Below are 14072 nucleotides of genomic sequence, written 5' to 3'. Positions count from 1 at the left end.
ACAAGATGCGATGGAAACCTCTTCCTAACCCCTTCTAAAAGAGGAATTGTAGTGACGGAAAGGCGGTGCGAGCCACACAGGCAGGTAGAAAGTTAGGGAATTAGCAGATTTGAGAATTAGGAAATTAGCGGGTTAGTGAGGGTATTGGAGAAAATTTGGAGTACCCTGGAGGGGTTCTGAAGATAAGGAAAGGATTTGTAATTTGTAATTATTTTGTACCTTTGCGCCCATAATGAGCAAAAAGAAGCATATAACCATTGAAAATGTGACCGTAATTGATGCGGGGGCTAAAGGCAAAAGCATTGCTAAAGCTCCTGACGGACGTGTAATATTCTTGAGCAACGCTATCCCAGGTGATGTGGTAGATGTACAGACAACCAAGAAGAAATCGGCTTATTATGAGGGTTTTGTTACTAAATATCACCAATTATCAGAACAACGTGTTGCGCCTGTATGTTCTCACTTTGGCTATTGTGGGGGGTGCAAATGGCAGGATATGAACTACCAAAGTCAGTTGTTTTACAAGCAGAAAGAGGTAGAAAACAACTTAGTACGGTTGGGTAGGATAGCAATTCCTGCCGTGATGCCTATTATAGGCTCAGACGAGATTTATTACTATCGGAACAAAATGGAGTTTTCCTTCTCGGATATGCGCTGGCTTACTCCTGACGAAATTAAGAAAGCTGACGAGATAGACGACCGCAACGCTTTAGGTTTTCACATAGCAGGAGCGTGGGACAAGATTTTAGACATAGAAAAATGCTACTTACAAGCCGACCCTTCAAACGCGATACGCTTGGAGATAAAGCGTTTTGCCTTAGCGCACGAAATGCCCTTTTATAGTCCGAGACAGCAGACAGGCTTATTGCGCACTATGATGATACGCATTAGCTCTATTGGGCAAATAATGGTTGTGATACAGTTCTTCCGCAACGACCCCAAAATTACACTGCTTCTTGACCATATTGCAGAAACATTCCCAGAGATTACATCATTACAATACTGTATCAATAACAAAGGCAACGATGCTATTTATGACCAAGAGCTCATCTGTTACAAAGGTAGTGACTGTATTTATGAGGAAATGGAGGGGTTGCGATTTAAAATTAATGCCAAGTCGTTTTACCAAACGAACTCGGCACAAGCACACAAGTTGTACCAAGTAGCGCGCAGTTTTGCTGATTTGAAAGGCGATGAATTGGTGTACGACCTTTATACGGGTACGGGCACCATTGCACAGTTTGTAGCCAAAAAAGCGAAAAAAGTGATAGGGGTAGAAGCGGTACCGGAAGCTATTGCAGACGCCAAAGACAATGCTCGTGCCAATGGTATTGAAAATGTTAGTTTTTACGTGGGTGATATGAAAAACATTTTCAACGATGCATTTATAGAAGAAAACGGCACTCCTGATGTGATTATTACCGACCCGCCACGCGACGGTATGCACAAAGATGTGGTAGCGCAAATTCTACAAATAGCCCCTGAGAAGATAGTGTACGTGAGTTGCAATAGTGCTACGCAGGCACGAGACCTTGCCTTATTAGACGTAGCATACAAAGTAACCAAAGTTCAGCCCGTGGATATGTTCCCGCAAACCTACCACGTAGAGAATGTTGTATTATTAGAAAAGAGAAATGAAAAAAGCTGAAAAAGTAAACTTTATCATTGATACGCTCGAAAGTATCTATCCTGAAATTACTATCCCCCTTGAGCACAAAGACCCTTATACGCTACTGATAGCCGTGTTGCTATCAGCACAAACTACCGATGCACGGGTGAACCAAATTACCCCTATCCTATTTAGCAAGGCTGATAATCCGTATGATATGGTATTGCTTTCGGTAGACGAAATACGCGAGATTATCAACCCCTTAGGGCTTTCCCCAATGAAATCTAAAGGTATACACGGACTTTCGCAAATACTCATCGACAAGTACAACGGGAAAGTTCCTCAGACCTTTGAAGCCTTAGAGTCTCTCCCTTCAGTAGGACATAAAACTGCCAGCGTAGTTCTTGCACAAGCCTTTGGCATTCCTACCTTCCCCGTTGATACCCATATACACCGGCTAATGCACCGCTGGAAACTTTCTGACGGTAGTTCGGTAGTGCAAACGGAGAGAGATGCTAAACGACTCTTCCCCAAAGAAAAATGGAACAAACTGCACGTGCAAATCATCTTGTACGGGCGCGAATACAGTCCGGCGAGAGGCTGGGATATGGAAAAAGATATTATAACCAAAACCATTATACAATCGAAAAAATGAATTTACAACAGCGAGACGAAAAACATTTGTGGCACCCGTATACTCAACATCAAACGGCTGCCAAACCCATAGGAATTGTAAAAGGAAAAGATGCCCTGCTTTGGGATGAGGACGGCAAAGAATACATAGATGCCATTGCCAGTTGGTGGGTGAACCCCTATGGGCATAGCAATGAGCGATTAGCCCAAGCTGCCTACAAGCAACTCACTCAATTGGAGCACGTACTATTTGGTGGCTTTACACACCGACCTGCCGTAGAGCTTGCTGAAAAGCTCATCAGTATCCTGCCTAAGAACCAACAGAAAGTATTCTTCTCAGACAATGGTTCAACAGCAGTGGAAGTAGGTATCAAGATGGCGTTACAGTACTTCTTCAACAAAGGGGAAAAGCGTTTTACGGTAGTTGCTTTTGAAGATGCATTTCACGGAGACACCTTTGCCGCTATGGCAGCATCGGGCATTTCATTCTTCACCGATGCCTTTAAAGAGCATTTATTGAAAGTAGTACGTATACCCTTACCCAAAAAAGGAAGTGATGCAGCTGCGAGAAAACTTAAAGAAGTGATTGCTGAACATCACCCAGCCGCCTTTATCTTTGAAGCCTTAGTACAAGGAGCTTCGGGAATGCAAATTTACGAACCAGAAGCCCTAGATGAGCTCATTAGCATTGCACAAGCCAATGGCGTGATTACTATTGCGGACGAGGTAATGACCGGCTTTGGACGCACAAGGCGCACTTTTGCCTCAGACTACCTCACTCATAAACCCGATATTATGTGCTTATCGAAAGCGCTTACAGGAGGAACAATCCCCTTAGCGGTAACTACTGCTACCCAAGAGATATTCGACGGCTTTTACAGCGAAGATGTGAACAAAGCGCTTTTCCACGGGCATACCTTTACAGCAAACCCCACCGGCTGTGCGATTGCCTTAGAAGCTATTCGTATCTTGGAAAGTGACGAAATGCAAGCTAACTTGAAACGCATTGCGCGCCGTCATCAGGAGTTTTTAGCCCGTATTGCGAAATATCCATCAGTGGAGAACGCTCGTACTTTAGGCGTTATTTTAGCCTTTGACCTCAAAACCTCACAAAATACTGATTACTACGGTTCATTCAGGGATAAACTGTATAACTTCTTTATCTCAGAAGGCGTAATACTGCGTCCGGTGGGAAACATTATCTACATTTTGCCCCCTTACATCATCACCGATGCTCAATTAGACCGCGTGTATGACGTTTTAGAGCAAGCGATACAAAAGTTTTCTAATCAGTAATAAGAACAAAAAACTATTTTTAAGAGACTGTTTTCATAAGGGAACGGTCTCTTTTTTATTTAGCAATATAGTTGTAAAGTTTAAATAATTTTATTGGCATAACAGTAGAAAGTACAATCTTTAGAATTTTATTTTGGTAGTTAAAAAATATTCTATATCTTTGCATCACTTATGAAAATCTTATAACAAAGAAGTTTAAATACTGTATAGAATGAAAAAATTAGCCTTATTAGCCACTGCTTTATTTATGGTGGCTTGCAAAAGTGTAGAAACGCCTAAGCCTGTGGGGGCTATACCTACCGAACGACAGTTGCCTTGGCACGAAATGGAGTATTATGCTTTTATCCATTTCAATATGAACACCTTTACCGATATGGAATGGGGAACAGGAGGTGAAGACCCTGCCTTGTTCAACCCTACTGAATTAGATGTAAACCAATGGGTAAAAGTGATTAAAGACGCCGGTATGAAAGGTGTTATTATTACGGCTAAGCACCACGATGGTTTTTGCTTGTGGCCATCGAAGTATACGGAGCACTCTGTAAAGAATTCTCCTTGGAGGAATGGGAAAGGCGACCTCATCAAAGAACTCTCTGACGCCTGCCACAAAGCGGGACTCAAGTTTGGGGTGTATTTATCGCCTTGGGATAGAAACCACGCCGAATATGGGAGACCTGAGTATGTAACCTATTTTCATAACCAACTAAGAGAATTGCTTAGCAATTACGGTGAAATATTTGAAGTGTGGTTTGACGGTGCCAACGGTGGGTCAGGTTATTACGGAGGAGCGAATGAAACCCGAAAAATAGATGCACACACTTATTATCAGTGGGATAAAGCATACCAAATAGTTCGTGAATTGCAGCCTATGGCTTGTATATTTAGCGATGAAGGTCCTGAAGTGCGTTGGATAGGCAATGAAAAGGGGTATGGAATGCCTACGAATTGGAATCCTTTTACCTCTAACCCCTCTCTAAAAGGAAAAGAACATTTGCATCATTTAGGAGAAGGCGATGAAAATGGGGTGAATTGGATACCTGCTGAAGCCGATGTATCTATCCGCCCAGGGTGGTATTACCACGCTCGTGAAGACCATCAAGTGCGTCCATTAGAAAAAATGGTAGACATATACTACGCTTCTGTAGGTCGTGGTTACAACCTGCTACTCAATCTACCTGTAGACCGGCGTGGGTTAGTACACGAGAACGATATTAAGAGACTAATGGAGCTCAAGAAAGTTATTGAAGGTGATTTTGCGCGTAATCTTGTGACTGATGCCTCTATAACAGCTTCTAACATTCGTGAAAATCACAAGCAATTCAAAGCTGAAAAAGCAATTGATAACGATAAAAATACCTATTGGGCAACCGATGAAGGAGTAACACAAGCTTATATTGAGCTCAACTTTACCAAGCCTACTACCTTCAACCGTTTTATGGCACAAGAGTATATTCCATTAGGGCAACGCGTAAAGAAGTTTAAAATAGAATACAAAAAAGACAACAAATGGGAAACAATAGACGAACAAACTACTATTGGCTACAAGCGATTGCTACGCTTCCCCTCAGTAACCGCTACAAAAGTACGCTTTACAGTATTAGAAGCCAAAGGCTCTCCGCTTATCAGCAACATCGGTTTGTACAATGCACCTGCACTATTGGTGACACCTCAGCTTACACGTGATAAGAATGGCGAAGTAACACTTACCCCTGCTGATGAAGCCACTGAAGTTTACTATACTTTAGACGGTAGTCAGCCCACCGATAAATCGTTACGATATAGTGCTCCCTTTGCAGTTACACAGCCTACAAATCTTAAGTTCGTAGCCTACGACCGCGATAAGAATTTGTACAGTGAGGTAGCTTCTTATGCGTTGGATATCCCTAAAGCAAAGTGGAAAGTGCTTTCTACTACGGCTACAGATATCCAAAAAGTCATTGATGAAAGCCCTGTTTCTTGGTTTATGCAAGACAAAGGTAATACACCTACCGCTATTACTATTGATTTAGGAGAATTATTAAACCTAAAAGGCTTTACCTACTTACCTTCACAAGACCGTTGGGCTGAAGGTACTATCAGTCATTACGTTTTTGAAGTGAGTACTGATAATGTTCATTGGAAAAAGCTAAGTGAAGGTGAATTTGGGAATATCAAGAACAATCCTATAGAACAACGCATTACTTTCCCTGTAGAGAAAGCGCGTTATATCAAGCTTACCGCTACCAAAACTGTAGATGATAGTCACAAAGTATCATATGCTGAAATAGGTATTATCACACAATAAAGTTATGTATCTTAAAAACGGAAGATTATCACAAAGCCCTAAGTGGCTCTACATTATAGTTCCAACCCTGTTCTTTGCCTTTACAGGGTTGAACTTTTTAGTAGCACAGTTTTTTGATACTACTACACTTATACAGTCAGAAATTGCCCAAAAAGGAGAATTACAATTCTTGTTTGAGAACTTAGTTGTCTTTGCTATCTTCTTAGGGTTATTGTTGTTATGGGTGAAGTACGTACATCGCCAGCCTTTGGTAGCACTTATTACGGCGCGACCACGTATCAGTTGGCAACGTTTTTGGTTTGCCTTCTTCCTGTGGGGTGGCGTAACCATAGCAATAACTTGTATAGACTGCTTATTTTTCAACCCCGATGATTACGTGTGGAATTTTCAGTGGCTACCCTTCTTAAAACTACTTGTAATAGTAGTGCTATTCATTCCTTTGCAAACCGCTTTTGAAGAAATATTCTTTCGAGGCTACCTAATGCAAGGCTTAGGACTCGCAACACGTAAGGCGTGGTTCCCACTGCTTTTCACCTCAGTTACCTTTGGGCTAATGCACATAGCCAATCCTGAGGTCGAAAAATTAGGTTATAGCCTGCTTATCTACTACATAGGCACAGGCTTATTCTTAGGTATCACCACCTTAATGGACGATGGCTTAGAGTTAGCCTTAGGCTTTCACACTGCCAATAACCTTTTCACCGCTCTTTTAGTAACTTCTGATTGGACGGTATTTCAAGTACCCTCAGTACTACGCGATGTCTCAGAACCCTCTCTAACCTTCACTATGTGGTTACCTCTACTGCTCTGCTTCCCTGCTTTGCTGTATATCTACGCCAAGAAATACCACTGGAAAGAGTGGAAAAAACACTTATTATAAAAGAAAACTTAATTTTTTGTTAAAATAATTTCCATCGTATTATAATATTTTATACCTTTGCCACCGATTTTAAACAGCAAAAGGCGATAACCCGAAAAGCCTTTAACAGAGTAGGGAGTAATTTTAATTTTCAGTTTTTTATGGAAGAAAATACAACTTCAACACAAGAGCAACCTGTTTCTCAAGCACAGGAAACTGCCAAAGAAAACAACCCAACTATCATTATCCAAAACTCTTCTAAGAGCAACGGAATAGGCACCGCTGGTTTCGTATTAGCTTTAATAGCTGTATTCTTAGGGTGGGTTCCTGTCTTAGGGTGGATTATTTGGCTCTTGGGGCTTATTCTTTCAGGAATAGGTGTTACTAAAACTCCTAAAGGATTAGCCATTGCAGGGCTTGTTATCTCCTTAATTGGGCTTATTATCCTTATTCTCTTAGCTACTGTATTTGCAGCAGCGGCAGCTGTTTCTTCAATCCCAGTACAATAAGAATTTACAAAAAAGGCTATCTAAGAAGAAACTTAGATAGCCTTTCTTTTTCCTCTAAAACAGCCTATTTTTCAGCTCCCTATAATAAAAATAGTAGGTCTCTTCTGTATATCTATATCCGTTTTCTTCCAAAGGTGTACAGGAAGTGTTTTAATCTCTTCAGTAGCAAGCGTAATATCACAAGCTACACACAAAAGCGTATCCGCCTGCAACGTGTCAATAAGGTCAGCAAGCATCTGCTTATTGCGGTAAGGCGTTTCTATAAACAGTTGCGACTGTCCGTCACGCGCCCTCCGTTCTAACGTTTTAAGCGCTTTTTTGCGCTCTTGCTTGTCAATAGGAAGATAACCATTGAATGCAAAATTCTGCCCATTAAGCCCACTTGCCATCATCGCTAATAACAGCGAAGAAGGTCCCACCAGCGGAATTACCTTCAACCCCTTTTGGTGAGCCACCCGCACGATATCAGCTCCTGGGTCAGCTATACCTGGGCAACCAGCCTCCGAGATAATCCCTATAGAGTGTCCTTCCATACAAGGGCGTAAAAAGCCCAAGTAATCCGTATCGCGATGATGCTTGTCAATTACCGTTATTTTTAAATCTGATTGCGCCTTGTCAGGGGTGATAAGCTTGATAAACTTCCTTGCCGATTTCTCATTCTCCACTACAAAATAAGTGAGCAAATGCACAGTTTTTGCTACTTGTGCAGGCAATACATCAAGAGCCGTCCCTCCTAACAAATTCGGTATTAAATATATATTCCCCTTTATCATTTGTATCAATTATATTACTAACAGACTGCAAAAGTATATTTTTTTTATCAGAATTATAGCACCAAACAATAATTATTTGTATCTTTGTCGCCTATTATAGGTCAAAAACTTACACTTAATAACAACTTATGAAAAATATTCTTTTTTACAGCATTATAGCCTCTTTTATTACAGCTGGCTGTAGTAAAGACAATGGCAACTCCAATCTTTCAGAACATTCCAAAGAAATGTTACAGCAAGCTATGCGCAATACCGAAGCAGGACACGACACTAATTTTAGTGACAACACTCCCTTTGTTTTCAACGGTTATAGTAGTACTTCTAACAGATTGTTCGAAAAAGGAGGCAACATATCTATCGGGGCTGCCCTAAATTTTGCCTCCCTCAATCACGACAAAATCATTTATAAAAGTTGTTTTTGGGGGCTTTATGGCAACAATGGCAAATGCAACTATCCCGACGAAAACCGGTATTTTGAATTGTACAACCTCTGGTGCGTCTTATTTTCCGAAAAGAACAATCAAAACCCCAACGCTCTGGTAAATCTAAAAAACTTCCGCTTCTACGTGCTTTACAAAGGTGAAAACGTATGGCGTAGGGTACATTTTTCTGAGAATGATATTACCGACCAAGCCCCTATCACGTGGTCGGCTACATATTATAAAGATATCGTAACAGAAGCAGGTAATGGCAAGATAAAAGTAATACAAGAAAAAGACTATTCCACCGTCCCTATTGCCAAATCAGGAAAATACGACGGCAAATGGTACGATGCCAAAATATTAGTAAACCACTTCGGCTCTAAACTTATGAAACCTGTAGGTGAGTTCACCCCTAGCAAGGTCGAAGGCGTCTATATGCAAGTTGATGTACGTCTTGACCCTACAACCACCAACGCCAAAGTAGGTATACAAACAGGAATGGACGTCCGCCACGAAGGCATTAAAACCCCTTACTATATGGCTTTTGGCTCTACTCGCATCGTTACCGTTGCCCCTTATTGGAAAACCGTTAATTTTGTAAACTACGCAGGAGGACAAGGAGCTGACGAAGGGGGCGTCGTACTCAGTAAAGAACGCCTGCTGAACACCTCTTTCCCAAGAGAATAACACCCTCTTAATTTCTATTAGAAAGCACCCAACGAACTAAAACAATATAAAACGAAATTAAAATAGGAATTACCCCCTTATACCATTCATATAGCTTTTGTATAACAATCGTCCAAGATTCGTATAAGGTTCGTATAAGCTTCCTATATCTATCGCCTAACTATCAAGCTTTTATGTTAATAGTAAAATAAGCCAAAAAAGCAGCTAACAAACTAATTATCACAATGAAACAGTTTTTTTATCAAAAAGAAGGAAAACGAAAAAATAAGACAATCGTCTTCCTTCACGGCTTTCTGGAAGACCATACCATATGGCAACCTATCGCCAAAGCCCTCTCTACCGAATATTTTACGCTATCTATCGACCTCTTAGGGCACGGGCAGACCCCTACTATTGCCCCAGTACACACAATGGAAATGATGGCAAATGAAGTAAACGATATCCTGAAAAAAGAAGAAATAGAACACTGTACCATCGTCGGTCACTCAATGGGAGGTTATGTAGCTTTAGCTTTCGCCGAATTATTTCCCAAAAAAGTAGCAGGAATAGTATTGCTAAACTCCACTACCCTACCCGATTCCCCAGAGAAAAAAACTAATAGAGACCGAGTGCTAAAAGTAATCGATAACGAAAAAGAACTCTTCGTGCGTACTGCCGTCACAAACCTCTTTAGCGAAGAAAACAAAACACTGATGAAGCCCGCACTCAATAACCTAATTAGTATAGCAATGCACACCCCTAACGAAGGTATCAAAGCAGCCTCCTTAGGAATGAAAGAGCGTCCTGACCGCACTCAGCTATTTGAACATCTAACCGCCAAAAAACATATCATTATGGGCGAAAAAGATGCCCTAATCCCCTCTGATAGCTTGATAGCATTAGCCAAAAAAGCAGGTGCAACCTATACCCTACTCTCAGGTGGACATTTAGTGTATATTGAAAACGAAGCCCAAACCATAGAAGCCCTGCACAACTTTATGGCACAACCCTAATCTAACCCCTTTGTTCAAATTCCAAGATATGTATAAGCTATTCATTCGCCCATTCCTTTTCAGCCTCGACCCCGAGAAAGCCCATCACTTTACATTTAAATACTTAAAGTTCATTCACAAGATTCCCTTAGTCCCTTTGCTCATTCGCAAAATATACAATGTAAAACACCCTTCTCTACATCGCGAAGTCTTTGGGCTACACTTCAAAAATCCCATAGGATTAGCCGCAGGTTTGGATAAAGATGCCAAACTGTACAAAGAATTAGCTAATTTAGGATTTGGTTTTATCGAAATCGGAACCATTACCCCCAAACCACAAGCAGGCAACCCTAAAAAGCGATTATTCAGACTTATTGAAGACCAAGGAATTATAAATCGTATGGGCTTTAATAACGAAGGGGTTGAAGCCGCAGTAAAACGCCTTAAAAAAAATACCAATATACTGATAGGCGGAAATATTGGTAAAAATAAAATCACCCCAAATGACCAAGCCGTAAACGATTATCTCACCTGTTTTGAACAACTCTTTGATTACGTCGATTATTTTGTAGTGAATGTAAGCTCACCCAATACGCCTAACTTGCGCACACTACAAGAAAAAGAACCGCTAAAGCAGCTTTTAAGCACTTTGCAAAACACAAACCTAACCCATAAGAAACCCAAACCTATCCTTTTAAAAATCGCCCCTGACCTCACCGATGAGCAACTGTTAGACATCATCGAAATTGTTAAAGAAACTCATATTGCAGGCGTAATTGCCACCAACACCACCATTAGTAGAGAAGGGTTAGTATCCCATAACCAAAAAGAAACCGGCGGACTTAGTGGCAAGCCTCTTAAAAATCGCTCCACTGAGGTAATACGTTTTCTAAGTGAAAAAAGCAACCGCGCATTCCCCATCATTGGTGTCGGAGGAATCTTTAATGAAAGTGATGCTCTCGAAAAGTTAGAAGCAGGCGCCTCCCTTATCCAGCTATACACAGGTTTTATTTACGAAGGTGCAGGTCTTATAAAACGTATCAATAAACAGCTAATTGCTAATGTGAATAAAGGTTTCAGAAATGATTGTCTCTGATTTACAACCTCATAGTCGTTTTTGCGTCACATCTCCCCCTTTGGAGGGGGCTGGGGGGAGGTTTATAATCAATAATTTAGTTCAACTCTTGATTAGCTTTGCTAATTCTAACCAACATTAGCATTATTCCCGTTATTTGTGATTTGCGATTCTTAATTCACCAATACAAACCAAACGCATTAATGAAATAAAAGTTTTGATGAAAATTTATAAACATACTCACCTCACAAATATTGTCAATTATTAATTATTTTGTACCTTTGCACTTATTTTCAAAAACGATAGTATGATACAGTCAATGACAGGCTTCGGCAAAAGTGTTCTCTCCCTTACCGATAAGCATATCAGTATAGAAATTAAATCTTTAAACAGTAAAAGCATCGATATCAATACGCGTATCCCTCAGGCATATCGCGAGAAAGAACTTGACTTCCGCAAACTCATAGCCGAACAGCTTTTACGCGGAAAAGTAGATTTTAGCATCTTTGTAGAAAATACAGGCACACAAACACCCTCTAAAATCAATCCTAACATCGTAAAATCGTATATCGAGCAAATGCGTACTATCGTTGATGGTGACCTTACCGAACTGCTAAAAATGGCGGTACGTATGCCCGATGCTTTACAAACCACTACCGAAAGCGTTTCCGAAGAAGAACTTTCAACTATTTTTCAGCATATCAATCTTGCCATTGCCGATTTGCAAACTTTCCGTACTCAAGAAGGTAAAGTCTTAGAAAAAGATTTCGTTTTGCGCATTGGCAATATCGACAACCTATTGCAAGAAGTACAAGCTCTCGACAGTGAACGCTTGGCGCTCATTCGCGAACGCCTTGAAAAAGCTGTGACTGATATCCAAAATGTAGATGCCAATCGCTTTGAGCAAGAACTTATTTTTTACTTAGAGAAATTGGATATTACTGAGGAAAAAATCCGCCTCAAAAAGCACTTAGACTATTTCCTCGAAACCCTCCACAGCGAAGATTCTAACGGACGCAAATTGAGCTTCATCGCACAAGAAATAGGTAGAGAAATCAATACCTTAGGATCTAAAGCCAACTTTGCCCCTATGCAGCAAATAGTAGTGCAAATGAAGGACGAACTCGAGAAAATTAAAGAGCAAGTACTAAATGTCCTCTAACTACTAAAAACTAAAAACTAAAAACTAATGCAAAAACTAATTATTTTTTCAGCACCTTCGGGGAGTGGTAAAACTACCATAGTGAGGCATTTACTCTCACTTAAAAAACTCAACTTAGCCTTTTCTATTTCAGCAACTTCACGGGCTCCTCGCGGTGAAGAACAACACGGCAAAGAATACTATTTCCTTTCTGTTGATGAATTCAAAAAACGTATTCAGCACAACGAATTTATGGAATGGGAAGAGGTATACGCAGGTTGTTATTATGGTACATTAAAATCAGAAGTTGAATGCCTTTGGGCTGAAGGTAAAAATGTAGCCTTTGACATTGATGTCGCTGGAGGATTACGCCTAAAAAAGAAGTATCCCGAACAAACCTTAGCTGTATTTGTTGAACCACCAAGTCTTGTAGCTTTAGAAGAACGTTTGCGCAATCGCAAAACCGAAACAGAAGAGAAAATACAAATGCGCCTTGCCAAAGCCGAGCAAGAAATAGCTACCGCTCACCAATTTGATGTGATTATCAAAAACGATAATTTACAACAAGCCCTACAAGAGGCAGAGCGCGTAGTAACCGAATTTATCAACCGATGAAAAAACAAATAGGTCTATTCTTTGGCTCATTTAACCCTATTCATATAGGGCATCTCATCATCGCCAATCATTTAGTTGAACACAGCGCGATGGACGAGTTGTGGTTCGTAGTTACTCCCCAAAATCCTTTTAAAGAAAAACAATCGTTGTTGGACAATCACTTGCGGTTAGAGATGGTTAATTTAGCTATAGAGGAATACCCTAAGTTACGCGCTTCAAACATCGAATTTCAATTGCCACAACCTAACTACACGGTTAATACTTTAGCCTATTTAGAAGAAAAATACCCTAATACTAACTTTGCTCTCATTATGGGGGAAGACAACCTAAAAAGCTTTCACAAGTGGAAAAACTACGAGCATATCTTAGCAAATTATGCTATTTACGTCTATCCGCGTATCTCAGAAGAAACAGCACCCGAAGTCTTAGTCCAGCACCCTCATATCACGCGCATAACCGCTCCCATTATCGAACTCTCTGCTACTTTTATCCGTGAAGAGCTCAAAGCCAAACGCAATGTACGTCCGCTCCTCCCTGAAAAAGTATGGCAATACATTGATAAACTTGGACTTTACAATTGATAATTTTGCGTTACACACTTAGTCAAAGTTTGAGGTATGATTGCCGATTGTCCCCCTTTGGAGGGGGAACGAGGGAGGTTATATATTTGTTTAATTTGAATAGATTTGTTTAATTTCTAAGGTATAAGCCTTACTCTTTAATATATGAAAAAAACAAAAATACTAATGGTTTGCTTAGGCAATATCTGCCGTTCTCCCTTAGCCGAAGGCGTGATGAGAAGCAAACTCCCCTCCGATAACTTTGAAGTAGATTCAGCGGGTACCGCTAACTATCACATAGGCGATACTCCTGACCCCCGTACCATTGCTTCAGGCAAACAGCACGGTGTAGATATCTCTATGCTCAGAGGCAGACAGTTTTCAGCTAAAGATTTTATTCAGTTCGACTATATTTTTGTAATGGACAGAAGTAACTATCAAAATGTGATTCGTCTTGCTAAAAGCGAAAAAGAACGTGCTAAAGTCCATTTCTTGGCAGACGCTTTGGGCGGAATGACACAACGCGAAATTCCCGACCCTTATTACGGTACAGCTACTGATTTTGAAAACGTCTATCAACTCATCGACGAGGCTTGTACAAAAGTAGCTCACAAACTAATTTCTAATTTCTAATATCT

At 40.6% G+C, this 14072-nt stretch carries 14 protein-coding genes; 13 read left to right on the top strand and 1 reads right to left on the bottom strand.

Features of this window, described 5'->3' with window-relative positions; translation table 11 throughout:
- Positions 1–232: 232 nt before the first annotated feature.
- The 6 genes from rlmD (at position 233) to RCZ04_RS06180 (ending at position 7190) form a co-directional block, all read left to right on the top strand.
- Complete coding sequence (rlmD, locus tag RCZ04_RS06205) at positions 233–1648, top strand: class I SAM-dependent RNA methyltransferase (protein ID WP_460485116.1); 1416 nt, start codon at positions 233–235, stop codon at positions 1646–1648.
- Positions 1635–2264, top strand: coding sequence for an endonuclease III domain-containing protein (locus tag RCZ04_RS06200; RefSeq protein WP_460485114.1), 630 nt, complete (start codon positions 1635–1637; stop codon positions 2262–2264). The genes rlmD and RCZ04_RS06200 overlap by 14 nt, the downstream gene beginning before the upstream one ends.
- Positions 2261–3538 (top strand): aspartate aminotransferase family protein, encoded by a 1278-nt coding sequence (bioA, locus tag RCZ04_RS06195; RefSeq protein WP_460485113.1) that lies wholly within the window; start codon positions 2261–2263, stop codon positions 3536–3538. Before RCZ04_RS06200 ends, bioA begins: the two co-directional genes overlap by 4 nt.
- Before the next feature lie 211 nt (positions 3539–3749).
- Complete coding sequence (locus RCZ04_RS06190) at positions 3750–5822, top strand: alpha-L-fucosidase (protein ID WP_460485112.1); 2073 nt, start codon at positions 3750–3752, stop codon at positions 5820–5822.
- Between the two features lie 4 nt (positions 5823–5826).
- Positions 5827–6702, top strand: a complete 876-nt coding sequence (locus RCZ04_RS06185) for a CPBP family intramembrane glutamic endopeptidase (RefSeq protein WP_460485111.1) — start codon at positions 5827–5829, stop codon at positions 6700–6702.
- Positions 6703–6842: 140 nt separating this feature from the next.
- Positions 6843–7190 (top strand): hypothetical protein, encoded by a 348-nt coding sequence (locus RCZ04_RS06180; protein WP_460485110.1) that lies wholly within the window; start codon positions 6843–6845, stop codon positions 7188–7190.
- A gap of 71 nt (positions 7191–7261) precedes the next feature.
- Here RCZ04_RS06180 and RCZ04_RS06175 read toward each other — a convergent pair whose 3' ends face one another.
- Positions 7262–7963, bottom strand: a complete 702-nt coding sequence (locus RCZ04_RS06175; protein ID WP_460485109.1) for an SAM-dependent methyltransferase — start codon at positions 7961–7963, stop codon at positions 7262–7264.
- Positions 7964–8091: 128 nt separating this feature from the next.
- On the opposite strand from RCZ04_RS06175, the gene RCZ04_RS06170 reads away from it, so the two are divergent.
- The 7 genes from RCZ04_RS06170 to RCZ04_RS06140 all read left to right on the top strand — a co-directional run bounded on the left by RCZ04_RS06170 (position 8092) and on the right by RCZ04_RS06140 (position 14067).
- Positions 8092–9072, top strand: coding sequence for a hypothetical protein (locus RCZ04_RS06170; protein ID WP_460485108.1), 981 nt, complete (start codon positions 8092–8094; stop codon positions 9070–9072).
- Positions 9073–9296: 224 nt separating this feature from the next.
- On the top strand, positions 9297–10064 hold the full coding sequence (locus RCZ04_RS06165; protein WP_460485107.1) for an alpha/beta fold hydrolase: 768 nt from the start codon (positions 9297–9299) through the stop codon (positions 10062–10064).
- Positions 10065–10092: 28 nt separating this feature from the next.
- Complete coding sequence (locus RCZ04_RS06160; RefSeq protein ID WP_460485106.1) at positions 10093–11139, top strand: quinone-dependent dihydroorotate dehydrogenase; 1047 nt, start codon at positions 10093–10095, stop codon at positions 11137–11139.
- Positions 11140–11425: 286 nt separating this feature from the next.
- The gene (locus RCZ04_RS06155; protein ID WP_460485105.1) at positions 11426–12280 is read left to right on the top strand and encodes a YicC family protein; all 855 of its coding nucleotides are present in this window, start codon (positions 11426–11428) and stop codon (positions 12278–12280) included.
- Between the two features lie 27 nt (positions 12281–12307).
- A complete protein-coding gene (gene gmk / locus RCZ04_RS06150) occupies positions 12308–12874 on the top strand; it encodes a guanylate kinase (protein ID WP_460485104.1) in 567 nt (188 codons plus the stop codon).
- The gene (gene nadD, locus RCZ04_RS06145; RefSeq protein ID WP_460485103.1) at positions 12871–13455 is read left to right on the top strand and encodes a nicotinate-nicotinamide nucleotide adenylyltransferase; all 585 of its coding nucleotides are present in this window, start codon (positions 12871–12873) and stop codon (positions 13453–13455) included. Before gmk ends, nadD begins: the two co-directional genes overlap by 4 nt.
- A 144-nt stretch (positions 13456–13599) precedes the next feature.
- Positions 13600–14067, top strand: a complete 468-nt coding sequence (locus RCZ04_RS06140; protein WP_460485102.1) for a low molecular weight protein-tyrosine-phosphatase — start codon at positions 13600–13602, stop codon at positions 14065–14067.
- Positions 14068–14072: the final 5 nt, after the last annotated feature.

It is taken from the genome of Capnocytophaga sp. HP1101 (genome assembly GCF_054772415.1).
This window is presented reverse-complemented; position numbering and strand designations above follow the sequence as displayed.